We start from the raw sequence: 24672 nt of genomic DNA, 5'->3' as shown, positions 1-24672 counted from the left end.
GACGCTCAGTATTCCGGCCCCAGCTCCTCGTCGAGGTCGCGCGGGCGGGCGAAATGCACCAGCTTGCCGCAGCCGTCGCGAAGGTCGGACCAGCTCTCGATATCGAGTTCGTAAACCGCATAGGCGGCGGTCGGGAATTTGACCTTCGCCTCGTCGTAGAGATCGTTCTCGTTCTTTGGCGCGACCAGTTCGAAAAGCATGTCGCCAAGGCCGGGATTGTGGCCCGACAGCAGCACCGCCTCCGCATCGCCGCCGCATTCGCGCAGGACGTCCATGATCGTATCGGTCCCGGCGAGGTAGAGCCGCTGGTCCCATTCAGGCGCGAGATCTGGCAAGGCGTCGGCCAGCGTCAGCTTTACCCGCTCGGCCGGACTGGCGAGCACTGTGTCCCACTTTACGCCGTGCTTGGCGATATGCTCGCCGATCACCTTGGCACCCCGATGACCGCGATCGTTCAGGCCCCGGTCGAAATCGCGCTTGTCGCTCGCGCCCCAGTCGGACTTGGCGTGGCGCAGGAGACCGAGGATTTTCACGAGGCGTCATTCTCCGCTGCGACTTGGGCGTCCATTGTTCCAACACCCTTCGCCACGCGCTGTAAAGCCTCTTCGAGTGTCAGGCGGATGACGGGCGTGCCTTCGGGGAAGGCGGAGAGCAGCCGGCTGGGGAAGGCGCTGGAAAGAACGATGAAATGGCCCGAATCGTCGCGGCTGCGGATCAGCCGGCCGAAGGCCTGCGCCAGCCGCGCGCGGATGATGCGGTCGTCGTAACGCTTGGCGCCGCCTTCCTGCTCGGCGGCCGCGGCGCGGCGGGCGCGGTGGAGGATGGTCGGGCGCGGCCAGGGCACGCTTTCTAGGACCACGCAGCGCAGGCTCTCGCCCGGCACGTCCACCCCGTCGCGCAGGGCATCGGTGCCGAGCAGGCTGGCGCGCGGATCGTCGCGGAAGATATCGGTCAGCGTGCCGGTGTCGATCGGGTCGACGTGTTGGGCGTAGAGCGGCAGGCCAGCCCGGGCGAGCCGGTCGGCAATGCGGCCATAGACCGCGCGCATCCGGCGGATCGCGGTGAACAAGCCCAGCACGCCGCCGCCGCTCGCCTCGATCAGCCGCGCATAGGCACCGGCCATCGCGGGGATGTCGCCCTTGCGGATGTCGGTGACGATCAGCACCTCGGCGCGGTTGGCATAGTCGAACGGGCTGTCGGCTTGCGCGGTGCGCGGGTTGAGTTCGAGATGCGGCGCGCCGCTGCCAGCGATGGCATGCGGCCAGTCCGGCCCGCTATCGTCGCGATCGGTCAGCGTGGCACTGGTCATCATCAGACCGTGCGCCGGTTCCATGACCACGCGGGCGAAGGGCTTCATCGGGTCGAGCCAGTGGCGATAAAGACCGACGTCGAATTCGCGCGCATCGTTGCGGTCGACTTGCAGCCAGTCGACGAATTCCGGGTCCGCCGGCCCCCCCAGCCGCCCGAGCAGCGCTTCCCAGGCCGCGATCAGATCGATCCGCCAGGCGAGCGAATGCCGCGCCCCCTCGATCCGCGCGCGCCCCTGCCCGTCGAGCCAGTCGGGGGCGTCTTCCAGAATCGCCTCCAGCCGCCCCGCCAGCTTCAGCAGCGGAACGCGGATGGCAGCCAGCGCCTGCGCCGCCGTGCCCGCCGCCTCTACCAGTTCGCCGGGCATCTGCGCGGTCTCGGTCTCGATGCCGTAGCCTGCCTCCAGCCCGCTTTCGTCGCGCGCGAAGGTGGTCGCGCGGACCTGCGCCAGCAATTCCTCGACCGGGCCGATGGGTGCGCCTTCCGCCAGCCGCCCCAGCCAGCCTTCGGAGGGAAGCGCATGCGCCGCCTCGACCGCCGCTTCCACCGCCTCGCCGCCCGCATCGTCATAGCTCGCTACATCGGCCAGCCGCGCCGCCAGCCCGCGCCGCCGCCCGCGCGAGTTCTTCTCCGGCCCGACGATCCAGCGGCGTAGCTCGATCGCCTCCTGCCCGGTCAGCGCGGCGGAGAAGGTCGAATCCGCGGCATCGAACACGTGATGCCCCTCGTCGAACACGATCCGCGTCGGCCGCCCGCCTTGGTCGCGCCCGCGCGCCGCATTGACCATCACCAGCGCATGGTTGGCGATCACCAGATCGGCCTGCGCGGCATTTCTCGCGCTGCGTTCGATGAAGCATTTGCGGTAGTGCGGACACCCGGCATAGACGCATTCGCCGCGCTGGTCGGTCAGCGCCGCGATACCGCGCTTGCGGAACAGCGTGCCGAGCCAGCCGGGCAGGTCCCCGCCGATCATGTCGCCATCCTGCGTATAGGCCGCCCAGCGCGCCACCAGATGCGCGAGGATCGCGGGCCGTCCCGCAAAGCCGCCCTGCAGCGCGTCCTCCAGGTTCAGCAGGCAGAGGTAGTTCTCCCGCCCCTTGCGCACCACCACCGGCGGCGATCCGTCCTCGCGGGTCGCGGGCCAGGCGCGGGCGCTCTCGCGGCGCAACTGGCGCTGGAGATTCTTGGTATAGGTGCTCACCCACACCGTGCCGCCCGACAGCTTCGCCCACAGCGAGGCGGGGGCGAGATAGCCCAGCGTCTTGCCGATCCCCGTGCCCGCCTGCGCCAGCAGCACATGCGGGCGCTTTTGCCGGTCGCGCGGGGCGAAGACGCTGCCCGCATCGCGCGAGAACAGGCGCTGCCCCTCGCGCCGTTCGGCCCCTTCGCCGGTCAGCCGCTCGAGATGCGCCTCGATCTCCGGCTCCTCGATCAGCACCTGCGCGGGCTGCGGGCGCTCGGGCGTCTCCTCCCATTCGGGAAGGCGGCTGAAGAGCCATTTCTCGGCCCGCTCGGGCTTCTTCACATGCGGCGCGAGCACGCCTGCCCACGGCCAGCGCAGCCGCGCGAGCGATTGCAGCGTCGACCACGCCCCCTCGCGCTGCGCCCACTCCGCGCTCTCGCACGTCGCCACAAGCGCGCCCGCGGCTCTCTGCAGCAACAGCGGCACCTCGGCATCGTCGCCCGGCTCTTCCAGACCCAGCGCATGGGCGAGGCCCTTGGGCGTCGGCACGCAGAACTGCGCGGGATGGACGAAAGCGAAAAGCTCCAGCAGGTCGAGGCCGTTCAAATCCGGATAGCCCAGCCGGTTCGCCACCAGCGGGGCGTTCATCATCAACAGCGGCGTATCCGCCGCCGCCATCACCGCCTCCCCCTTGGAACACCCGCGCGTGGCCCCGTTCGCATCGCGCAGCCAGGTTCCGGCATGGCTGGCATGAAGGGCAGGGAGGGGGAGAGTCTGGCTCACGCGTTGGCGTTAGAACACAAACGGAACGCTGGGCAAGCGGGGAGGGAGACTATCTTTCGTGTTCGGGAGGCTGTGTTTTGATGGCCGCACGCTACCCAATTTTATCTGAGTATGAGTCCTTAGCGAGCCTTGTCTGAAATCATTGGCTGCAAGGTGGAGGTCACATGCCACGCACTGGATAAATCTCTGCAAGAAATTCTCCGCGCCCCTCTGCCAAGTGAAGCGCGTCCCTGGCTCGGTCCAGATCATCGAACTCTACAATTACCATGCTACGCCCGCAGTCGCGAAGTCCGTCGGCGTCGAGCCTATCCCAAAGCTTTCTAGCCGTAATGTCCGGCATGTGTATTTCGAATTGACGCATGGCGATTCTCGCATTTCATAGGGTGCCGACAGCGGTTTTATTAATAGGTGCATGATCTCAGACGAGAGCAAAATGCGCTTGGTATTCGCACGGCACGCGGAACAACGATTGATGAGGTGAAAGTGGGTCGTTCTATTGGTTCTTGATAGAATCCTTGAGCAACGCAGCCTCCAATCCTGTCGGATCTATCTTCACCATTCGGCTTCTCCCCAAACTTTGAACCCATATAAATGTCGCTGTTCGGACATAAACCGTCCGCTTGTTGCCCTCGATCGCCTTCTCCTCAGTCTCGATTTCATATCTGCCCGGAGGAAGCTCTTGGTCGATTTCCGCGAGTTGAAAGGCGCGCTTGAATGTGACGTGGGCTGTCGTGTTTCGACTTGGCATTGGGTGATATCTCACTCTCTATCGAAGAAGTCTCCAACGGCCGTTCATTGTGAGAACCACCAGAGAATTGCGCCCAAGAACATCACGGGAAAAAGCCCAGCAAAGTATGCAGGTCCATCGCTACGCTGAGCGTTCAGGATACGTCTCTACGCACATCACAAGGCCAACCTAGATTGGAAAGGCCATTCGCTTTTCGCCATTCTGCTATTCGCTTTGCGCGACCTCCCAGCGTTTCGAGGGCTTCCAGGCGTTCTTCCGCCGAGCCCGATTGGTCGGTCTTCATTGCCGCAAGCTGGTGATCGAACAGAAACTGGTTCATCGGCATAGCCAAGAATCCTTGTGAGAGGGAATGGACCAGAGCCGGGGAGGTGATCCCCGGCTCCGTTGCCGACATCAGCCCTGTTGGGCGCTGGCTTGGTACTTTTGGCTCTGGCCGTCACCCTGTTGATGCTGCAGGTTCACGGCGCTCTTTTTGCCCCCATCGACTTCGCTGGTTTCGTAGCTGAAACGCTCGTCGACCTTGGGCACCTGGCCTTCCTGCTGCAGGTCTGCCTTCTTGAAGCGAAGTACGTCGCCGCCCTTTTCGGGTGTGATCGAGCCAGTTCCTGAGCTGCTGTCATAGCTCTTGATCTTGCCGTAATGTGTCATCTGTCATTCCTTCGAACGAGTGTGCAGCGCGCCAGAATTGACCCGGCTGCGACTAAGAGGCGGAACTGAAGGAAAGGGTTTCCGATTTTGGAAACGGTGACCGTCGATTGCGACTGGTAGCTGATAATTAGATGGCTATTGCAGCTTGGCATTACAAGAGCTGGGCAAGCCCAAAAGCGGCAAATATTGGGAACAAAACAGGGTAGCTAACAAAAGACCGCAATTGGACTGGAAATCCGACGTCTGTCCTACACAGCGATTTGCAGATAACCCCTGCCACATGTCGCGCCGCCGCCATCCCGAACCCAACTTCAATCCCGCCACCCTAACCACCCCGCAGTTTTTTCCGCCCAAGACTGTGGTCCATGCGGTCCATGCGACTGGAGTGGCCCGGCGCCGCTCCAACAGGCGTCCAACACTTCGCACTTGCGAAAGGAGCGTGCAGCGGCAAAGGGTTCGCGCATGAGCATGACCGATCTGATCGAAGCCGCCCGCGTGTCCAAGGCCTGGCCGTTCCAGGAGGCGCAGCGGCTGCTCAAGCGCTATCCCGATGGTGCGAAACACGATGGCAGCCCGGTGCTGTTCGAAACCGGTTACGGCCCCAGCGGGCTGCCGCATATCGGCACCTTCCAGGAGGTGCTGCGCACCACGCTGGTCCGCCGCGCGTTCGAGGCGATGATCGGGGCGAAGCCGGAGGACGGCAAGACGCGCCTCGTCGCCTTCTCCGACGATATGGATGGCCTGCGCAAGGTGCCCGACAACGTGCCGAACCAGGCGCTGTTGCAGGAGAACCTGCACCTGCCGCTCAGCCGCGTCGCCAATCCGTTCGACACCGATCACGAGAGCTTCGCCGCGCACAACAACGCGCAGCTGCGCGCTTTCCTCGACCGCTTCGGCTTCCAGTACGAGTTCATCGCGGCGAGCGACATCTACAATGCGGGCAAGTTCGACGAGGCGCTGAAACAGGTGCTGCGCAAGAACGACGCGATCCTCGACATCATGCTGCCCACCTTGCGCGAGGAGCGGCGCAAGACCTATTCGCCCATCCTGCCGGTTTCGCCCGCCACGGGCCGCGTGCTGCAGGTGCCGGTGGAGGTGGCCGATGCCGAAGCCGGCACGATCCGCTTCACCGACGAGGACGGCACGGTGGTCGAACAGTCCGTGCTCGGCGGCATGTCCAAGCTGCAGTGGAAGGTCGACTGGGCGATGCGCTGGTATGCGCTGGGCGTCGATTACGAGATGTACGGCAAGGACCTGACCGACAGCGGCGTGCAATCGGGCAAGATCGTGAAGGTGCTCGGCGGCCGCAAGCCGGAGGGGCTGATCTACGAGATGTTCCTCGACCAGAACGGCGAGAAGATCTCCAAGTCCAAGGGCAACGGCCTCTCGATCGAGGAATGGCTGCAATATGGCAGCGAGGAGAGCCTGGGGTTCTACATCTTCCCCAATCCGAAGAGCGCCAAGCAGCTCCACGTAGGCGTGATCCCGCGCGCGGTGGACGATTACTGGAGCTTCCGCGAGCGGCTGGCCGAGCAGGAGCTCGACAAGCAGCTCGGCAATCCGGTGTGGCACCTGGCGCGCGCCAATGGCGGGTTCGAGGGTAGCGAGGCGCCGGGTGCGGGCGACAGCCTGCCGGTGACTTATGGCCTCTTGCTCAACCTCGCGAGCGTGCTGGGCGCCGAAGCCACCGTGCCGAACCTGCGCGACTATCTCGAAAGCTACATCGGGTCAGGGCAGGTAACGCCGGAGTTGGAGGTCCTCATCGAGACCGCGGTCAACTACACCCGCGACTACATCGCGCCGACGCTGGTCAAGCGCGCGCCGACGCCCAACGAGGCCGAGGCGCTGAAGGCGCTCGACGCCTATCTCGCCGATGCCCCGGCCGATGCGAGCGCGGAGGATCTGCAGACCGAGGTCTACGAGATCGGCAAGCGCGAGGAATACGGGTTCGAGAACCTGCGCGACTGGTTCAAGGCGCTCTACCAGACGCTGCTCGGCAGCGATCAGGGCCCGCGCATGGGCAGCTTCATCGCGCTCTATGGCGTGGAGAATAGCCGCAAGCTCATTGCGGAGGCGCTGGCGCGGTAAATGCCGCTCAATCGTGCTTGCGCGTGCGGTACCATTTGGTCAGCACATATTTCGAACCCTTGATAACGGGGGTTCCGGCGTGCAGCGTGCCTTCGTTAGGTTCCCCCTCCGGCGTGGCGTTGTTCCAAACGAGCAGCACGCCGGGCTTGGGCTCGATCGACGCGCCAACCTCCACGAAATGCGTGTGCCCGCCTTCCTCGACCGTGTTCAGGAACGCCATCGCGGTCCAGCAGCGTTGCCCGCCGCGCTTGCGCTCGATCTGCCAGTATTCCTGGTCGGTGTAGAACCAGTCGTTATGCGGCTTGAACTCCTGCCCCGGCAGATAGCGCTGGCCCTGGATGCGCTCGCCCTGGGCCGGCGACATCCCCAGCACATCGTCGATCCGGCGCGAGATCATCTTCACGAACGGGTCGTGCGGATCGAAATTGCCTGAGTAGGAGGTACGGAACTTCGCGACATAGGCGGTCTCGTGCAACTCGCTCGGCCGGGCGACCGCGTCGATCATGCCGATCAATCGCTGGCATTCCTCGGCGCTGAAGAAATCGCCGATCGCGAAGATCTCAGCCTTGTCGGTCGGTACCTTGTAGGCCTGTGGGTCGGCCTCGAGACGCTTGCGCACTTGGGCGCCGATGCGTTTCAGGGCGCCCTGGTCCGGAATGGTCGCTGTCTTGCTCATGTCCGGGTGTTAGCAAGCACAGCCGACGCTTCAAGTATTGCGCTTGCCCACGGGCGACGAGGCGCTAGTCTGCCGCGATAATCCTCGGGAGAGCACAATGGCCGACACCACCGCACGACGCTATTCGATCGGCGCGATGATCTTTCACTGGACCATCGCCGTGGCCGTCATCTGGAACTGGCGGCTGGCCGAAAATGCCGAGCATGCCGGAAGCCGCGAGGCCGCGATGGCGATCTTCGCCGATCACAAGGCGCTCGGCATCGCGATTCTCGTGCTTTCGGTTGGCCGCCTGCTCTGGCGCTGGACGCATCCGGTGCCGCCGCTCCCGTCCGATCTGGCGGGTTGGGAAAAGACACTGGCGCGCACGGTGCATGTCATTTTCTACGTCCTGCTGATCGGTCTGCCGATCGGCGGATGGATCGCGAACTCGCTGAATGGGCGAGAAATCGATTTCTTCGGCTTGTTCACGATCCCCGGGCTGCCGATCGGCACGAACGAGGATCTCGGCGGGACGATCTTCGATCTGCACGCCCTCGGCGGGTCGATCTTCATCTACCTGATCGCGCTGCACATCCTGGGGGCCTTGAAGCATACGTTCTTCGACAAGAACGGCGGCATCTTCCGCATGCTGCCCTTCGGCAAGGTGCCCGGCTAAGGTCACTCACGAAAAAGCCCCCGCCGATCGCTCGGCGGGGGCTGCTCTGCCATCCGGACCACTCTCAAGCCGGCTGGCGTAGGTGACTTACCAGAAGAAGTCGTGGATCACGTCGACCACTTCGCCGCTGTAGATATCGACCAGCAGGACATCGTCGTAATAGCGGACCCAGCGATAGGGGCCGTAGACTTCCGGCAGGCGATACTGCCACGGATCGTTGATCCAGTAGCGGCTACCGAAGAACAGGCTGCCGAGGCGGAAGCCGATATTCAGGCGGCGATAGCTGTAATCGCGATAGGGCGCGTAATAGCGGCCCAGCCGGTACAGGTTGCGGTTGTTGTAGCGATAGCGGTTCCAGTTGTAGCGATCGTTGTTGCGCCAGCGGCGATGGTCCCAACGATCGTAATCGTGCCAGCGGCGGCCATCGTAATAGCGGGCGCGGCGATCGTAACGGCGTTGGTCGCGGTAAGTATCGCGGCGATCGTACCTGCGTTGGTCGCGGTAGTCGCCACGGCGCTGGTCGCGGTAGGTCGCGTTGCGGTCGGCGCGGTAGGTCCGGTTGCGTTCGTAGCGGTCGGCCCTGCGATCCACACGGCGTTCCACCCTGCGATCTTCGCGACGTTCTGCGCGGCGCTCGCCCCGGTCTTCGGCCACCCGGCGTTCAACACGCCGCTGGACGCGATCGTCGATGCCACCGCGCCGTTCTGCCCGTCGTTCGCTGCGACGCTCTGCACGCCGTTCAGGCCGCGCGTCGCCACGGTTCGCGCTGCGTTGCTGGCGAGCTTCGCTGCGATTGTCGCGGCGTTCCTGGCGCGCTTCGCGGCGCTCGCCACGGCGGTCCTGGCGGCTCTGCTGGCGCTGTTGCTTGATCTCGTTCGCGCGCTCGCGCCATTCCTGGGCCTGCGCTTCCACCGGCAGGGCAGTCACCGCCATCGCCGCGGCGAGGGCGCTGAGTGCGCTGCCTTTCATCAGTCTGGTAAGTGTCATGGAGCGTTCCTTCCGCTTTACCAGCCGCTCCACCACCTGCGGCTCGTTTCACTGTCGCTGTTTGTATCAGTTCGGGCTGACCCCAATCTGAACCGGTCTGTCGACCTACCGTTAATGTTGGCCTGTAGTAGTCTGAACGGAATCGAGCTTGGCAGGTCGAGCTTGGCGGTGCAAGGCGGCAGCGATGCTTTCAACCTTCGACGCAATCCGCAACGATATCGCACAGCGCCTAACAGATGGCGCCGCCAATCGCAGATCGCCGATGCACACGCCGGTCGTCGCCACCGCCGATGCCGACGCACGGGTGATGGTGCTGCGCGGCTTCGATCCCGAGAGCTGGACGCTGCGGTTTCACACCGATGCCCGCTCGCCCAAGGTTGCGGTGATCGAAGACGATAAGCGGATCGGCGTCCTCGCTTACGACAAGCAGGCGAAATTGCAGTTACGTCTGCGAGGGACCGGGCGGATCGTCACGACCGGCCAAGCGGTCGACAGCGCATGGTCGCAGAGCGACAACTTTGCCCGGCGTTGCTACCTCGGGAGCGGACCTGGCGAGCAGTCCGACCAGCCGACCAGCGGTCTGCCAGCGGAGTTCGAAGGCGTCGAGCCGACGGACGATCAGGTGAACCCCGCGCGCGAGAACTTCGCCCTATTGCTGGTCCAGATCAAGGAGGCGGACTGGTTCAGCCTCGCCCATACCGGCCATCGCCGCGCGCTGTTCATCGGTGACGAGGGGCGCTGGATTTCGCCTTGAGCGAGGCGTGCGGCCGAAGCCTGAACAACGCTTCGCCGCAGTTTGCGCCCAAGCCACCCCCTCCCACCAACCTCCAAAGCCAATGGTTCATGTGGCAGAAATGTGGCAGGCCGATTGCGGGCGCAGGCGATCACCCCCGCGGGGACTGCATATCGCCTGTCGACAAGAAACATCGGGGGTCGGGACAGCGAGCCAAGTCTCACAGGGGGAGGCGAACCAAACGGTCGCATTGGCCGAGGCACGCTGTCGTACATGAAGGAGTATCAATATGACAATTCGAACCAGCACGGCCTCGCGCCTTGCCCTCGTCGCGTTAGTGACGCTGCCCGCAGCCGGCACGCTGTCTGCGCAGGAGATCGAGCCTGCGCAAGACGGCGAAGTCCTCACCACGGTCTATGGCGCGACCCCGGTCGAAGGACCGAACATTGACGGCGTGATTACCGCCCGCCGCGGCGACCAGATCCAGGTCACCAGCGCCGATGGCACGAATTCCGTCATCACCGTTGAACCCAACACCGAGATCCGCGGCACCGGCGGTTTTCTCGGCCTTGGCCGCACCTCGCTCACCGCGCAGGACCTGCTGAACGGCATCCCGGTCGAGGTCGAAACCATGCAGGCCGGCGAGATGCTGCTCGCCAGCGAGATCAAGTTGAAGAACGACGATCTCGAGACCGCGCAGATGATCCAGGCCGGCACCTCGCAGCGCTTTGCCGAACAGCGCGCCGATATCGACACCAACACCGCCGCCGCCGAGGCGCTGCGCGGGCGCATGGGCAATATCGACAACTACAATGTGAAGGGCGTCACCAACGTCTATTTCGACACCGACAAATGGTCGGTCGGGCAGGGCGACCGTGCGCAGCTATGCCAGGCTGCCAGCCAGGCCGACAGCATGAGCAATGCGCTGCTGCTGGTCGTCGGTTACACGGATTCGGTCGGCGATCAGGATTACAACCAGACGCTGAGCGAGCGGCGCGCGGCGCGCGTGGTCAACATCCTCCAGCAGGAATGCGGCTGGAAGCCCTGGCGCATGCTGACCCCGACCGGTTTCGCTGAAGCCGATCCGGCAGCGGATAATTCGACCGCGGAAGGCCGTCGCCAGAACCGCCGCGTGTCGGTCAACATCCTCGTCAGCAAGGCGGCCGAGGAAGGCTGAGCGGTACAAGTTTCCAGGACCGAAGGGCGGGCCTCGGCTCGCCCTTTTTCCTGACTAGATATTGTGGTGTTCCATACGAGTCTTAACCAAGTTTTCTGGAATTGATGGTAGCGGTACCATCAATAAGACGAGGGGACTTGGGATGAATGCAGCAAAAAAAGTACTGTTACTCTCCGATAATCCAGGGGGCGATTACGCGTCCCGCGTTCGCTTGGGGTTGGAGCGCACCTGTAAACTTGCCGGGCTCGGCGTCGAGGCTATCAATGTCTACGGCAGCGGGACAAAATCGGTCGACGTGCTGCGGGCATCCGACCACGCCGGGATCGCGCTGACCCCACCGCTTTCGGATGATCGCCCGTTGCTTTCGATCGCCGAGGCCCGCGGCGTTCCGATAGTGCGGATCGCTGCCCTGCTCGATCCCGACCGCGATAACATCGTCGGTATGGACGAATTCGCCGCCGCCTCTGCGCTCGTCGGCGTTCTGACCGAGCGAGGTCATCGTCGCATTGCCATCTTGTGCGGACCGCAAGCCCATCTTGTCAGTCTGCGTCGTTACAACGGCTATGCCAATGCATTGGCCGCAAAGGGTCTTCGGGTCGATCAAGCGCTGGTCGGCAGGGGGGACTTCACCCGCGAATCCGGCAAACGCGAAGCACCGGCTTTGTTTGCCGCCAAGCCGACCGCAATCTTCGCCAGCAACGACGAGATGGCCGCTGGAGTCATCGACGCGGCCAAAGCCGTCGGCATTGCGATTCCCGGCGATATTTCGCTGGTCGGTTACGACGACAATGCGGTGGCCACGCAGGTCCGCCCGCAGCTGACTACCGTGCGCCAGCCGTGCGAGGCGATGGGCGAGGCAGCGGGCCGACTTCTCGCCGATCAGGTTGGTCGTCGCGGGGTGCAGTCAAGGCAAGTGTCCGTCCCGTTCGATATCGTCGAGCGGCAATCGGTGGGCGATTTGAAGGAATAGGGTTGGGCCGACGGATGGTACAGATCCCCCCGCCGACCGAACCCGGCGCATCAGGCGGCCTGCTTTATGTCGCGCAGGGTGAGGTCGAAGGTCACGTCCTCGCCGGCGAGCGGGTGGTTGCCGTCGGCCTTCACCTGCTCGTCGCCCACTTCGAGGATGTAGAGCGTCATCGGCTGGCCCTCGGGCGTCTGCGCCTGCATGGCCATGCCCGGCTGCGGAGCGGGCTCTGCGGGCAGGTTGGCGCGCGGGATGTCGATCACCAGCTCCTCGCGGCGCGGGCCGAAGGCGTTGTCGCTGGCGATGGAAACGGTCTTGCTGTCGCCGACTTCCATGCCGGTCAGCGCTTCCTCGATCGCCGGGAAGATCTGGCCTGCGCCAAGCTGGACGGTCTGCGGGCCGACTTCGGACGTATTGCCGATCTCCTGCCCGTCGCCGCGCTTGAGGACGTAGTCGATGGTCACGGTGTCACCGTTGCTGGGTGTGGTCATGGTATTCCTTTGAATTTCGTGTTCGCGGCGCGAGGGATGCGCCGCTCGGGAAAGCGCTCGTGGATCGAGCGCGTTGGGCGCTATTGTGTCAAACCCGGGTGGGGGGTGTCAAACGCAGCGGCGGAGCGAGGCGGGAGAGCGGGACGAAAGCGACACAGTGGCGACAAAGGCGACACCCTGTCGTCTATTGCGATCGCCAAAAAATCGTTTGTAAACAGTAGGCCAGTTCAATTCGCAGCGTGCCAAACTTGGATATCCCCCCCCCCCCCCCGGGGGGCAAGCATTGGTGTCAAGAAATACAGACCTCGTCTGCCAAAGAGGATTACCTCGGTATCAGCGAGACGCTAGGTAGGAAAGCGGCGGCCTGATCAAAGAGGCTGGCCGAGAGGATACCACGTTTGGTTTGCGAGGATCAACTAACGCGGGCCGAAGGCGAAAGTGGCCTGTTATGCCGAAGCGCAAACCCAACGTCCGCTCTCAGGTAGTCGACGGATTCTTCCCAATGTCTTTCTGTGGGGTGGAAAGCGGACCAAGCGAGTGCGTCTAATTGTCATCGGCAGCGAAGCGTTTCATAGTCGTTTGGTGAAAGCTATCTTTGTCCTACCTTTGCTGGCGCTACTTCTCGGTTGCGAGCAACCTGAACCTGCTATCTCGGATGATGAGTTTGCCGCGTTCCGGGAATCCCATCCGGGCATGGTCCAAACCTGCTTGAACGAGGTTCGCTTTGGTGGTTTCATCGAGTGGCGCCCTGATGACCCTGACTGCTATGAAATGCTACCTGCAGAGCGATGGAGTGGTCTTTGGGAGCACGGGTGGGAATGGACTAACTTCTGTCCTGACCCAGCAGATACGTGCGATTGGATGGCAAAGCGCGGCATTTGGCTTGAGTTCGCGGATAACGTTGAACTGGATGACAACCTGCCTGATGGTATCCATCGCATCGAGTTTGTGGGTAGACGAACCAAGGTGCCAGGGAACTTTGGCCACACCGCCAGCTACGAGCACCTAATGATCGTTGACCAGATTATCTCGCTCGAACCCGCCAAACACCAGCGATAATCCATATCCATCGCTGGCGCATTTGAACGTCCGCAATCGGGTCGCTAGCTGCCAGTCTGCTAACGACCCGCAGCGGGCCAATTATCGCGTCAGCTTCTTGTACGCCAGCCGTGTCGGCCGATCCGCAGCATCGCCCAGCCTGCGCCGCTTGTCCTCCTCGTAAGCTTCGAAGTTGCCTTCGAACCATTCGACGTGGCTGTTGCCTTCGAAGGCGAGGATGTGCGTTGCAAGGCGGTCGAGGAAGAAGCGGTCGTGCGAGATGACCACGGCGCAGCCGGCGAAGTTCTCGATCGCCTCTTCCAGCGCGCCGAGCGTTTCCACGTCGAGGTCGTTGGTCGGCTCGTCCAGCAGCAGCACGTTGCCGCCTTCCTTCAGCATCTTGGCCATGTGCACGCGGTTGCGTTCGCCGCCCGACAGCTTGCCGACGTTCTTCTGCTGGTCCGCGCCCTTGAAGTTGAACGCGCCGACGTAGGCCCGCGTGGAGGTGTCGTGGCCGTTGACCTTCATGTAGTCGAGCCCGTCGGAGATTTCCTCCCACACGTTGTTCTTCGGGTTCAGGTCGTCGCGGCTCTGGTCGACATAGCCGAGGTGGACGGTGCTGCCGATCTCGATGCTGCCGCTGTCGGGTTCCTCCTGCCCGGTGATGATCTTGAACAGGGTGGATTTGCCTGCGCCGTTCGGCCCGATCACGCCGACGATGCCGCCCGGGGGCAGCATGAAGTCGAGGTTTTCGAAGAGCAGCTTGTCACCATAGGACTTGGTCAGGCCCTTGGCCTCGATCACCTTGCCGCCGAGCCGTTCGGGCACCTGGATGACGATCTGCGCCTTGCCCGGCTTGCGGTCCTTCTGGCTTTCCTGGAGTTCTTCGAACTTGCGGATACGCGCCTTGGACTTGGTCTGGCGCGCAGACGGCGTCTGCCGGATCCATTCGAGCTCACGGCTGAGCGATTTCTGCCGCCCGCTTTCCTCGCGGCTTTCCTGCTCGAGCCGCTTGGCCTTCTTTTCGAGATAGGTCGAGTAATTGCCTTCGTACGGATAGTAGCTGCCGCGGTCGAGTTCGAGGATCCACTCCACCACATTGTCGAGGAAGTAGCGATCGTGGGTGATCATCAGCACGGCGCCGGCATATTCCTTGAGGTGGTTTTCGAGCCATTCGACGCTTTCGGCATCGAGGTGGTTGGTCGGCTCGTCCAGCAGCAGGATGTCGGGCTTCTGGATCAGCAGGCGGGTCAGCGCGACACGGCGTTTCTCGCCGCCCGAAAGATCGGTGACGGGGCTGTCGCCCGGCGGGCAGCGCAGGGCCTCCATCGCGATTTCGAGCTGGTTGTCGAGCGTCCAGCCGTCGACTGCGTCGATTTCGGTCTGGAGCGCGGCCATCTTGTCGCCCAGCGCTTCGAAATCGGCATCGGGTTCGGCCATCTGCGCGGCGATCGCGTTGTATTCATCGACCTTGTCGGCGATGTCGCGCGCACCGTCCTTGACGTTTTCGAGCACGGTCTTGCTCTCGTCCAGCTCGGGTTCCTGCTCCAGATAGCCTACAGTGATGTTCTCGCCCGGCCAGGCCTCGCCCGAAATGTCGGTATCGATGCCGGCCATGATCTTGATGAGGGTGGACTTGCCCGCGCCGTTAGGCCCGACGATGCCGATCTTCGCCCCGCGATAGAACTGCAGGTTGATATTGCTCAGCACCGGCTTCTGCGCGCCGGGGAAAGTCTTGGTCATGTCCTTCATGACGAATGCGTATTGCGCGGCCATCGGGCGGGTCCTTCGTGATCTAAATGGGATAAGCGGACGGCGCGCGCCCGGCAGGTATGTTGGGCCAGATAATGGCCGCAGGGCGCAGGGGCAAGCGCGGTGTGCGAGAACCGTTGCCCGATATCACAGGGCGTCCGACGTTCTTGCGGGGCGAGCTTGCATCGGGTTGCATGCAGCCACTGATTTCGTTCGGGATTTCCGGACAAAACCAAGAAAAAAGTGAGGACTTATTAAGTAACGGTCTCTAGGACGCCGACAGGGGGTTTTACGCGACATCATGCGCGAGCAGATACTCGGACTTATTACACCGGCCATGGCATTGATTTTCATGGCGATGTTTCTCGTGCTGTGGAAGCGCGGGAACATGGGTTCATACGTGCTCGGCTTTGCGTCCGCCTATTTCTGCCTCGGCCTCGGTTTCTTGGTCACCCATCTCGTGCCCGATCCGGGGGCGTTCTACGTCTTTCACGCAACGCAGGTGCTTTATACGCTGGGGACGGGCGCTTTGATCTGGGCAGCCGCGAAGCGCGTGGGGCAGCATGTCTCGATCCGGGCGCTGGCCGTGGTCTACGTGATCTCCGCCCTCACGCTGGCCGCGGCTATATTCCTGTCGAACGATACGGGGCCGCGGCTCTACATCATCAATACGGGCTATGGCGTGATGATGGTCATCGGCACGATGGCGCTGTTCAACGTGCAACGCCGCAATGCAATCGACACGCTGATTGCGGTGCTATTCGCTTTCGCGGCCGTCAATTTTCTCGTCCGGCCGGTGTTGACGCTGATCATCGCGGGTGGATCGGACGCATCGGCCTATCGCGAGTCCATCTATTACTCGGTGCTGAGCGTGGCGGTGACGGTCGCCTCGCTGATGACCGGCGTGGCCCTGATCGGGGCGTGCGCATGGGACATGGTGATTGCCGAACGTGAGCGCGGGGAACGCGATATGCTCACCGGCCTGCGCGCGCGCCGCGCTTTCGAGCAGGACGCAATCGCCATCATCGAGCGGGCCAAGCAGGAAGGCGTACCAGTGGGGCTGGTGGTCGCCGATATCGATCACTTCAAGGCGGTGAATGACGTCTACGGCCACCAGGTCGGCGACAAGGCGATCGCAGCGTTCGGGGGCGTCATTGCCGACATGATCCGTAACAGCGATATTGCCGGGCGCATCGGCGGCGAGGAGTTCTGTATCCTCGCATGGAATTGCGATGATGAACGCGCGGAGGCGATGGCCGAGCGCGTCCGCCGGCGGTTCTCGGAGACGGCGGTGCCGGGTATGCCGAGTAACAACCGCCTGTCTGCCAGCTTCGGCGTTGCCGGGCGCGAGGCGGGCGAGGGCTATGGCAAGCTGTTCGCACGTGCCGATGCCGAACTTTACCGTGCCAAGGAAAGCGGTCGCAACCGCGTCTGCCGCGAGAAGAAGGCGAACGTCGTGACCGAGTTCAGGCCGAAGGACGCGCAGCGCGCATGAGCCGCGGGATCAGGGCCAGCTGCAGCATCGCTCTGAGCACCAGGAACGCCACGAAAGACAGCCACAAGCCGTCGTTTCCCAGCGGCCAGGTAACCCACAGTAAAAGCGCATAGCCTACGGACGCTCCTGCCATGCTGAGCAGCAGGGCGCGCGTCCAGCTGGCCCCGACGAACACGCCGTCGAGCACGAACCCGGCAACGCCCGCAAACGGTATGACCACCAGCCATGGCACGAGAGCGCGAGCCTCGACAGCCACTGCCTCGGTCGCTGCAAATGACCCGAGGATCCAGCCACCGGCGACGGCAAAAACTCCGGCCAGGATTGCGGCAATGCCGAGCCCGCGCAGCAGGATAGCACGCATATAAGTCAAGAAGCCGTCGCGGTCGTCTTCGCCATGCCGCTCGCCATTGAGTACCTGCGCCGCATTCTCGAACCCGTCGAGCAACAGCGCGGAGAACACGAACAGCTGATAGAGGATGCCGTTGGCGGCCAGCACCACTGCACCGCGCTCCGCGCCGAGCCGCGTGAGGGCCGAGATTGCGACCATCAGGATCACGGTCCGCAGGAACAGGTCGCGATTGACCGAGAGAAAGGGTTTAAGCGCCGCAAGCGAGATCGAAGCACGGTCACGGACTGCATCGCGAAGGTCCGATCCGGTAAGTGCAACGACGATTGCGACACAGGCAGCCAGCTTGGCGAATTCCGCGATGAAGCTCGACCAACCGATCCCGGCAATGCCCCACTCGAGGCCCAGCGCCAGCCACAACCCGAGCGCGACGTTGAGGAGGTTGTAGCCCACCTCGATCGCCAGCACCGTCTTCATCCGCCGCCGCCCGACGAGGAAACCGACCATGGCGAAATTGGCGAGCACTGCGGGGGCGCTCCAGTAGCGGATGTCGGCATAGATCACGGCAGCAGTGCGAACCTCGCCTTGCGCGCCCAGCGCGTCGAGCAGTGCAGGCAGCAGGATCGGTTTGGCTATGAGGAGCAACGCAGCGATGGCGAGGCCGACCACCAGCCCGCGGATCAGCACAGCTACCTGCTCTGCCGGACCCGACCGCGTGCCGGTTTGCGCGACGAGGCCGGTCGTGCCGGTCTTCAGGAAATTCATGACCGTGAACAGCGCCGCGAACAGCTTGGCGCCGACATCGACCGCACCTTGCGTGGGGGCGTCGCCAAGCTGGCCGACAATCCACATGTCGCCAATCCCGATCAGCGCAGTCGCAACATTGGTGACCATTGCAGGAAGGGCGATGGCCCAGATCGCCAGGATCGCCGTCCGATCGAGTTTGGCAGGTGTCGAGGTCGCGCTCACCGGAACTTGAGACAGGAGCGGGCCATTGAACGCAAGACCACCGAAACCCGAGGACGATAATATGCCCACACTTTACACGATGCCCGGCACCTGTGCCCTTGCCACCAATATCGCGGTTGCATGGCTGGATGCTCCCGTCGAGGTGAAGAACATGGCCTATGGCGACCACAAGAAGGACGAATATCTCGCGATCAATCCCAAGGGGAAGGTGCCTGCCGTTGCGTTCGAAGACGGCGACGTCCTGACCGAGGCCGCAGCGATCCTGAGCTGGCTCGGCGCGGAATACGGCACCGAGGGCTATGCACGCGACAAGGTACTGGGGCGCAAGGAAGCCGAGGCGCTATCTTACCTCACAAGTGAAGTGCATGCCGATTTCGGACCGCATTTCGCCGCGAAAACCTATGCTGAAAGCAACGACGCACAAGACGAAGTGAAGGCAGCGGCTTACGACAAGCTGCGTAAACATTTCGAGCGCTTGGAAGCCAATTTCCAGGAGGCCGATAGCGAGTGGTATCTATCCGAGCGCAGCTTCGCCGATGCCTATCTCTATGTCGTCACGCGGTGGATCGAGCAGACCCCGCTGTCGATCGACGACTACCCGACCCTGCGGGCATTCCGCACTCGCATGCAGGAGGACGAGGGCGTGAAGCAGGCTCTCGCCCGGCAGGACATGGAGCCCCTCTAAGCGTGCGCCCAGCTCGAGCAGAACAAGCTTAAAGACAAATGGTCGGGGAGACTGGATTCGAACCAGCGACCCCTTGTACCCAAAACAAGTGCGCTACCAGGCTGCGCCACTCCCCGACCGGATGTCCCGCAATTCGCTATAGATGGTGGGCCCGGCAGGACTCGAACCCGCGACCTAGCCGTTATGAGCGGCCAGCTCTAACCAACTGAGCTACAGGCCCCCATGCACCGCATGCGGAGGCAAGCGCCTAGCGGCACGGCGTCGGACTGGCAAGCCGCTAGACGACGACGGAATCGATGATTTCCGCAACCGTCGTCGACCGAACACCGCGCTGGTCGAGGTAGGCATAGACAGTCCGCAACCAGTCGTAGAAACGGTCGAGGTCGTCTTCGCTGCGCACATAGGGTGTGTGGCCCGGCGACAATGACGGGCTGTGGAAGCTGAGCGTGAGCACCGGCAGCCCGTCGTCGAGCGCGATGTCGACGGCCTTTATCGCCTCGTCCGCCGACGTGCCTTCGGGCGTCAGCGCAATCCGCTCCAGCATACCGAGCCGCGAAAAAAGACTGGTGAGTACTGCCGAGTTCCGGGCGAGCGGAAACAGCGCGTCGCCCTGCTTGCGCAGCATGCCCCAATAGACCGTGGTCAGCGGGAGCTCCAGCAGCTTGCGTTGCGCATCGGTCCAATAGGGTGTGCAAGGATGGCCGCGGAAATCGGGCCCGCCTTCGGCGCTGTAATCGAAGCGGCAGCGCACCGAACTGTCGATGGCGATACCGGTCTCCGAAAGCATCGCGGCGGTTGCAGGCCCGACGCCATAGCGACCTGCGCGGTAGATGCGGGGGACGGCGCCGAATTTTTCCTCGATCAGATCGCGCAAGGCCCGGAATTTGGCGCGCTCGAGGTCGAGCGGCAGATTGCCGGAAAAGCTGGTGCGGCGGGTCAGTTCTTCGTCGAAGGGGGGATTGACCCACGGATGCAGCTGGACGCCCACCTCGGCCTCGCCCCTGGCTACAGCACCGCCGATAATGTCTTGCGCGATCGGTGACTGCGCGATGGGCCAGTCGATCAGATACACCGGCGAAATCCCAAGCGAACCGCAGAACTGCTGGAACTTCGCGATCCGCGGCACGTGGTCGAGCGTATAACCCTGGCGCGAGAAATCGCCCGTCCAGTCGAATTCCTCCTCGGCATCGACGGTCAGAAGCGCCCGCTGCCCGAAATCGGGTGCAAAGCGGACGGTCTGATTGCGCGACGGCGGCTGGAGAAGATTCGCGTGTTGAATGTCGCTTGCCCCCCGGCGTGTCCACTGGCGGATGATCAGCCCGCCGCGCGACCCGGCGTATTGGCTGGGCTAGGCAGCGCCTCTTCCCCGGTCAAGAGTGGCAGCGAGAGGATCAACCACTGGTCGTCGCGCGACAATTCGCCGCCCGCTGCGCGCGCCTCCGCGCGGGCAAGGCGGAGGGAGAAGCCCGCGCCGAAGATTCCGGCGCTTACCGCTCCGGTACTGCCGCGCGCTTCGTGAGAGAAGACGTCGTTTGCGCTGGCCAGCGTAGCCGGCAATTGGGCGCGCAGGGTCGCCTGCCCGTCTTCCGTGCGCAAGTAGAGCTTGATCGTCTCGCCTGCACCGGTCGCGCTCGCGATCGTGGCCAGTACGCGCCAGGCGAGCATCTCGGCATCGCCGCTCGTTATTGGCAGCAGCGCGGCATCGGCTTCAAGCTGCGTGGCGAAGCTGGCTACGCGGGGCTTCAGAACCGATTGCAGCTGGTCGATCTGCGCATGGGCAATAGCGGCGAAATCCGCCGTTCCGGGCTCCAGATCCAGCGTGCCGGTTTCGAGCCGTGCCAGCCGGTCGAGTTCGTCGAAGCCGGCAAGAATGCGTGCGCTGTCGCCCGCGATCGAAGCGGCGAGCGCGCGATATTCGTGCGGGGTGGGACCGAAGACCTGCTGCTGGATGACCTCCGCATTGCCCTGCATCGCATTCACTGGCGTGCGCAGCTCGTGGAGCAACTGGCGCAGGCGGTCGGCGCTGTCATGGCGGCGGTCGTCGCTCGCCGCGACAGCCCTGCGGAAGCGTCCGACATAGCCGTAGAACCGGCCCTCGCCGCGCGTGAAGCGGGGCGCGGCATCGACCGTCCATTCGCCCGCGATGGCCTCGCCGCCGCGCAGCGTCAGCGTGGCGCTGCGTACAGGTCTGCGATTGAGGAAAGCGGCGGCGAATTCGTCTCCGCCCGCGCCATCCCCACGCCGCTGGGCGAGTGCGGTACCGACCACCATGGGCGCGATCCCATCTTCTGCCCAGTCGATCCGGCCCTCGGCATCGGTGCCGAACAGGAAGGTGGCGACAGGCTTGCGCTGCACCGCCGCCTCCGGTTCGCCCATCGGCAGGGACGGGGCCTCGCCGCCGGTGCTTCCGCGGTTACGCTTATATGCCTCGATCCGGTCGACGAGGGCGCGGATGCCGCCGGTCGTGGCGGGAGAGGGGGCGGGAGCAGCGGCGGGAACGTCCACTTCAGGCTCTCCATCCGCCGGGACATCGGTTTTTGTGTCGTCGCCATCGTTCGCTGCCGACAGCACCAGCGGCGGTGGCTCTGCGGGCAGAACGGCTTCGATCGCTTCGGTCGGCTCCGCCTCGTCCAGCAGCTCCAGGATGTCGGGTAGGGGCAGTGCACGGTCCTGCACGCCCAGCCGGTCGAGCACACGCACGGCAGCATCGGGCAGGTCGCGACGGTGCCGCAGGAAGCCGCGCGCGCGGATCGGCAGGCGGGGGATGAGGCTTTCCCATTCCTGGCCCGTCAGATGCGCGCGGTAGAGCGCCGCGGCGGCGATCTTCGGATGCGCCTCGCCGAACCATTTCACCAGTTCGGGATTGCGGAAACGCCAGCCGTTCTCGCCCACGATGCGGGCGCGCTCATCGACCGGGATCATCTCCGCTAGAGCGATCAGGCGCAGATAGGCCGCCGCCTTCAACGCCGGGTCGCCCGCCTGCGGACGCTCGCCGAGCAGGTCGATCAGTTGGCGAAATTGTGTCTTGCCCGCACGCTCGCCCGTCGCGCGGTGGCGCAACACTGTGGCAAGGCGGTCGTCAAAATGCATGGATACTCCGGTGCAGCATCAAGGTTTGCGAAGGGTAAACCATGACGCTTTTTCGCTTTCTATCCGTGTAAGGTTTACGATGAACGGAAACTTGCCTTCGCGTTGCAAAGCGGGACAATTGCTGGCAAAGATAATAATGTTAGCCAAGAGGCTCCAGATGCGTTGTTAACATTTCGCGATGCATGCCGGACCGGGATAACGGATGAACGCATTTTAGGGGCTCATGGGTCATGGCCAATCTCGACGAAATCGATCGCAAGCTGCTGGGCGAATTGCAGGCCGAAGGGCGCATTACCAATGTCGAGCTGGCCCACCGGGTCGGCCTGACCGCTCCGCCGTGCCTGCGCCGCGTCCGCGCGCTGGAGGACGAGGGCGTGATCAAGGGCTATCACGCCGATCTCGATCCGGGCAAGCTGGGCTTCTCGATCACGGTTTTCGCCATGGTCAGCCTGAAGAGCCAGGCCGAGGACGCGCTGCGCGAGTTCGAGGAAGCCATGCGGGACCTGCCAGAGGTGCGCGAGGTGCACATGCTCAACGGCGAGATCGATTTCATCATCAAGATCGTCAGCAAGGATCTGCAAAGCTTCCAGGAATTCCTTACCAGCAAGCTGACTCCGGCGCCCAATGTGGCGAGTGTGAAGACGTCCCTGACGATCCGCACCAGCAAGAGCGAGCCGGGCGTGCCGCTGGGTAAATAGGGAAGCGCTGCGATGACCGACACAATGCGGGGACACTGCCTGTGCGGAGCGGTCGAGATCACCATCGAAGCACCCGCTCGCGAGATCGAGATCTGTCAATGCAACATGTGCCGCCGCTGGAGCGGGGCGATCTATACTGCGCAGACGGGTAAATCGGTCACGATCGAGGGCGAGGACAAGGCCAGCGTCTACCGCTCGAGCGACTGGGCTGAGCGAGCCTTTTGCGGGACGTGCGGCAGCCACCTGTGGTTCCGCTTCCTGCCGACCGGCAATCGGAGCTTCTCCGCCGGATTGTTCGATGCGGCCTCCTCGCACACGATCGAGAAGGAAATCTTCGTCGACGAGGCTGCGGACTGGTGTCGCATCCAAGGCGATCATCCCCGCCAGACCGGCGCCGAGGTCATCGCCGAGGCCGAAGCGGCAGGCTTCACCTTCGACTAAGCGCAACTGCTCGATAGTGGACAGATCCGGTCGGTTGGGGAGGGCGTCGTAAAAGGCGGCCGGCCACCGCAAGCCGTCCTCGCCCGATATGAGTTCGATACCCTTGATATTAGGTCGATACCCTCTGAATTGCCGGCGCGCAGTTTCACCAACAGGTCTTGGTGCAGGCGTGTCGTCGAAACGCATGAAGGCTAGTGGTTTTTAGGGTCCTGCATGTCGAACCACCAATTCGCGGCAGATTTCGCGAAGGTTTGGATTTGAGCAGGGCGGCGCCGACGTGTACGGTGCGCACAAAGCTACATCCGGAGAGAGACCCATGGCCACCGTACTCGAAACCAAATCCGCCAATGACGACAGCCACATTCGCGGCTCGGTCAGCGAAGAGGAATGGGCGGTCCGCGTCGATCTCGCGGCGGCCTACCGGCTGGTGGCGCTCTACGGCTGGGACGATCTGATCTTTACCCACCTGTCCGCGCGCGTGCCGGGGCCGGAGCATCACTTCCTGATCAACCCCTACGACATGATGTTCGAGGAGATCACCGCCTCCAGCCTGGTCAAGATCGACACCGAGGGCCAGCCGGTGATCGAGACCTCGCATCCGGTTAATCCGGCCGGTTTCACGATCCATTCCGCGCTGCACATGAATTGCGATGACGCCCATGCCGTGATGCACCTCCACACGCCCGACGGGCAGGCGGTCAGCGCTATGTCCGAAGGGCTGATGGAGCACACGCAAACCGGCATGATCGCGCGCCACGACATCGCCTATCACGAGTACGAAGGCATCGCGACCGATCTCGAGGAGCGCGAGCGGCTGGTCGAGGACATGGGCGACAAGCACGCTATGATCCTGCGCAATCACGGCACGCTGGCGATCGGCAAGACGGTGGCCCAGTGTTTCCTTCGCCTCTATTTCATCGAGCGCGCCTGCACCGCGCAGGTCCGCATGCTGAGCGTGGGCCGCGAGAACCTGAACAATCCCCCGCAGGGCACGCCGCAAAAGGTCGAGAGCCAGACGCCCGCCGCCGGCATGGGCATGGTCGCAGACGGGCTCGCCTGGCCCGCATTGCTGCGCAAGCTGGACCGGATCGATCCGAGTTTCAGGGATTGAGATTTATGCCGGGATATGATTCGCCCGGCACCCGGCGCCACAGAACCGCTCCCGACACAGTGCTTCCTTTAGTCGGAAATGTACGTGCGACGTCAGGAACATACTGAACGCTTTATCTCTCACATTGGCTGCCTTAAGGCTGTCGGCGTCACATCGCGACTGGCCGCCGAACGAGAGCGGTCGTTTTCCAAACCGGCTGGGGAACCATGGAGCTACAGGATCGAAATGCGCACGTTTAGCAAATGGCGAGGGCGGGTTTGGGGCGGAACCCGCCGGTCGTTCTTCAAAAAAAGTTCGATAGCCGCCGCATTCACTGTCGTGGGCGTTACCGCAGGCGCTCCCGTTCTATCGGGCGCGGTTCTCCGGGGCGATGCGGCGGACCGGCTTGCCAGGCTGGCGATCTGGCTCGATCGGTCGCTCGATGAGGGTCAAAAGCAGCGGCTTGCGGCGCGGGTGGGGAACAGCCAACCGGAACCGTCCGACCTACAAGCTGTGATTGCTGCGGATTATCGCAGCGGACAGACCATTTTAGTGAACAACATCATGCTTTCGGAAACGGAAGCTGGTTACATCCTTAAATCGAACGGCTGGGCGAAAGCGTAA

23 protein-coding genes and 2 tRNA genes are annotated in these 24672 nt (G+C 63.3%); 12 read left to right on the top strand and 13 right to left on the bottom strand.

Going from position 1 to position 24672, the window contains the following annotated elements; genetic code table 11:
• Positions 1-5: 5 nt before the first annotated feature.
• The 4 genes from ACSH0F_RS10205 to ACSH0F_RS10190 all read right to left on the bottom strand — a co-directional run bounded on the left by ACSH0F_RS10205 (position 6) and on the right by ACSH0F_RS10190 (position 4670).
• Positions 6-533 carry a SixA phosphatase family protein gene (locus tag ACSH0F_RS10205; RefSeq protein WP_435202430.1) on the bottom strand — a complete coding sequence of 176 codons (528 nt, stop codon included), beginning with the start codon at positions 531-533 and terminating at the stop codon, positions 6-8.
• Positions 530-3274: an ATP-dependent DNA helicase gene (locus ACSH0F_RS10200; protein WP_435202428.1), complete on the bottom strand. Its 2745-nt coding sequence runs from the start codon at positions 3272-3274 to the stop codon at positions 530-532. Before ACSH0F_RS10200 ends, ACSH0F_RS10205 begins: the two co-directional genes overlap by 4 nt.
• A gap of 881 nt (positions 3275-4155) precedes the next feature.
• A complete protein-coding gene (locus tag ACSH0F_RS10195) occupies positions 4156-4341 on the bottom strand; it encodes a hypothetical protein (protein ID WP_435202426.1) in 186 nt (61 codons plus the stop codon).
• 74 nt (positions 4342-4415) lie between these two features.
• Positions 4416-4670 (bottom strand): cold-shock protein, encoded by a 255-nt coding sequence (locus ACSH0F_RS10190; protein WP_435202424.1) that lies wholly within the window; start codon positions 4668-4670, stop codon positions 4416-4418.
• Positions 4671-5132: 462 nt separating this feature from the next.
• Here ACSH0F_RS10190 and ACSH0F_RS10185 point away from each other — a divergent pair, with 462 nt between their 5' ends.
• The gene (locus tag ACSH0F_RS10185; protein ID WP_435202422.1) at positions 5133-6758 is read left to right on the top strand and encodes a lysine--tRNA ligase; all 1626 of its coding nucleotides are present in this window, start codon (positions 5133-5135) and stop codon (positions 6756-6758) included.
• A 7-nt stretch (positions 6759-6765) separates the two neighbouring features.
• On the opposite strand, the gene ACSH0F_RS10180 is transcribed toward ACSH0F_RS10185, so the two are convergent.
• Positions 6766-7434 (bottom strand): prolyl hydroxylase family protein, encoded by a 669-nt coding sequence (locus ACSH0F_RS10180; RefSeq protein ID WP_435202420.1) that lies wholly within the window; start codon positions 7432-7434, stop codon positions 6766-6768.
• A gap of 97 nt (positions 7435-7531) precedes the next feature.
• On the opposite strand from ACSH0F_RS10180, the gene ACSH0F_RS10175 reads away from it, so the two are divergent.
• A complete protein-coding gene (locus ACSH0F_RS10175; RefSeq protein ID WP_435202418.1) occupies positions 7532-8089 on the top strand; it encodes a cytochrome b in 558 nt (185 codons plus the stop codon).
• 87 nt (positions 8090-8176) lie between these two features.
• Here ACSH0F_RS10175 and ACSH0F_RS10170 read toward each other — a convergent pair whose 3' ends face one another.
• Positions 8177-9076 (bottom strand): RcnB family protein, encoded by a 900-nt coding sequence (locus ACSH0F_RS10170; RefSeq protein WP_435202416.1) that lies wholly within the window; start codon positions 9074-9076, stop codon positions 8177-8179.
• Positions 9077-9260: 184 nt separating this feature from the next.
• Here ACSH0F_RS10170 and ACSH0F_RS10165 point away from each other — a divergent pair, with 184 nt between their 5' ends.
• From ACSH0F_RS10165 to ACSH0F_RS10155, 3 genes are all read left to right on the top strand, one after another.
• Entirely contained in the window at positions 9261-9830 is a 570-nt protein-coding gene (locus ACSH0F_RS10165) for a pyridoxamine 5'-phosphate oxidase family protein (RefSeq protein WP_435202414.1), read from the top strand.
• Positions 9831-10098: 268 nt separating this feature from the next.
• Complete coding sequence (locus ACSH0F_RS10160; protein WP_435202412.1) at positions 10099-10986, top strand: OmpA family protein; 888 nt, start codon at positions 10099-10101, stop codon at positions 10984-10986.
• Positions 10987-11047: 61 nt separating this feature from the next.
• Positions 11048-11956, top strand: coding sequence for a substrate-binding domain-containing protein (locus tag ACSH0F_RS10155; RefSeq protein WP_435202410.1), 909 nt, complete (start codon positions 11048-11050; stop codon positions 11954-11956).
• A 50-nt stretch (positions 11957-12006) separates the two neighbouring features.
• On the opposite strand, the gene ACSH0F_RS10150 is transcribed toward ACSH0F_RS10155, so the two are convergent.
• Positions 12007-12444, bottom strand: coding sequence for an FKBP-type peptidyl-prolyl cis-trans isomerase (locus ACSH0F_RS10150; protein WP_435202408.1), 438 nt, complete (start codon positions 12442-12444; stop codon positions 12007-12009).
• A 438-nt stretch (positions 12445-12882) separates the two neighbouring features.
• On the opposite strand from ACSH0F_RS10150, the gene ACSH0F_RS10145 reads away from it, so the two are divergent.
• Positions 12883-13503, top strand: coding sequence for a hypothetical protein (locus tag ACSH0F_RS10145; protein ID WP_435202406.1), 621 nt, complete (start codon positions 12883-12885; stop codon positions 13501-13503).
• A gap of 81 nt (positions 13504-13584) precedes the next feature.
• Here the strand turns inward: ACSH0F_RS10145 and ettA are convergent, their stop codons facing one another.
• Positions 13585-15258, bottom strand: coding sequence for an energy-dependent translational throttle protein EttA (gene ettA, locus ACSH0F_RS10140; RefSeq protein ID WP_278327167.1), 1674 nt, complete (start codon positions 15256-15258; stop codon positions 13585-13587).
• 313 nt (positions 15259-15571) lie between these two features.
• On the opposite strand from ettA, the gene ACSH0F_RS10135 reads away from it, so the two are divergent.
• The gene (locus ACSH0F_RS10135) at positions 15572-16729 is read left to right on the top strand and encodes a diguanylate cyclase (RefSeq protein ID WP_435202403.1); all 1158 of its coding nucleotides are present in this window, start codon (positions 15572-15574) and stop codon (positions 16727-16729) included.
• On the opposite strand, the gene ACSH0F_RS10130 is transcribed toward ACSH0F_RS10135, so the two are convergent.
• Positions 16701-18044 (bottom strand): MATE family efflux transporter, encoded by a 1344-nt coding sequence (locus ACSH0F_RS10130; RefSeq protein WP_435202401.1) that lies wholly within the window; start codon positions 18042-18044, stop codon positions 16701-16703. The genes ACSH0F_RS10135 and ACSH0F_RS10130 overlap by 29 nt on opposite strands.
• A 61-nt stretch (positions 18045-18105) precedes the next feature.
• Between ACSH0F_RS10130 and ACSH0F_RS10125 the strand changes: the two genes are divergently transcribed.
• The gene (locus ACSH0F_RS10125) at positions 18106-18729 is read left to right on the top strand and encodes a glutathione S-transferase family protein (RefSeq protein ID WP_435202399.1); all 624 of its coding nucleotides are present in this window, start codon (positions 18106-18108) and stop codon (positions 18727-18729) included.
• 39 nt (positions 18730-18768) lie between these two features.
• Here ACSH0F_RS10125 and ACSH0F_RS10120 read toward each other — a convergent pair.
• The 4 genes from ACSH0F_RS10120 to ACSH0F_RS10105 form a co-directional block, all read right to left on the bottom strand.
• Positions 18769-18845: transfer RNA gene (locus ACSH0F_RS10120), tRNA-Pro, on the bottom strand.
• A 27-nt stretch (positions 18846-18872) separates the two neighbouring features.
• Positions 18873-18949 (bottom strand) — tRNA-Ile (locus tag ACSH0F_RS10115).
• Between the two features lie 57 nt (positions 18950-19006).
• Entirely contained in the window at positions 19007-20008 is a 1002-nt protein-coding gene (locus tag ACSH0F_RS10110) for a polysaccharide deacetylase family protein (protein ID WP_435203155.1), read from the bottom strand.
• 35 nt (positions 20009-20043) lie between these two features.
• Positions 20044-21819: a sensor histidine kinase gene (locus tag ACSH0F_RS10105; protein WP_435202397.1), complete on the bottom strand. Its 1776-nt coding sequence runs from the start codon at positions 21817-21819 to the stop codon at positions 20044-20046.
• Between the two features lie 230 nt (positions 21820-22049).
• Here ACSH0F_RS10105 and ACSH0F_RS10100 point away from each other — a divergent pair, with 230 nt between their 5' ends.
• From ACSH0F_RS10100 to ACSH0F_RS10085, 4 genes are all read left to right on the top strand, one after another.
• Positions 22050-22517, top strand: a complete 468-nt coding sequence (locus ACSH0F_RS10100) for an Lrp/AsnC family transcriptional regulator (RefSeq protein ID WP_278327162.1) — start codon at positions 22050-22052, stop codon at positions 22515-22517.
• A 12-nt stretch (positions 22518-22529) separates the two neighbouring features.
• The gene (locus tag ACSH0F_RS10095) at positions 22530-22958 is read left to right on the top strand and encodes a GFA family protein (RefSeq protein ID WP_435202394.1); all 429 of its coding nucleotides are present in this window, start codon (positions 22530-22532) and stop codon (positions 22956-22958) included.
• Between the two features lie 316 nt (positions 22959-23274).
• On the top strand, positions 23275-24069 hold the full coding sequence (locus ACSH0F_RS10090; protein ID WP_435202392.1) for a class II aldolase/adducin family protein: 795 nt from the start codon (positions 23275-23277) through the stop codon (positions 24067-24069).
• An 84-nt stretch (positions 24070-24153) separates the two neighbouring features.
• Positions 24154-24672 (top strand): hypothetical protein, encoded by a 519-nt coding sequence (locus tag ACSH0F_RS10085; RefSeq protein ID WP_435202390.1) that lies wholly within the window; start codon positions 24154-24156, stop codon positions 24670-24672.

Source organism: Qipengyuania sp. 902 (assembly GCF_051195295.1).
GTDB lineage: Bacteria > Pseudomonadota > Alphaproteobacteria > Sphingomonadales > Sphingomonadaceae > Qipengyuania.
Note: the sequence above shows the minus strand (reverse complement) of the source record. Positions and strands in the feature narration are given on the sequence as shown.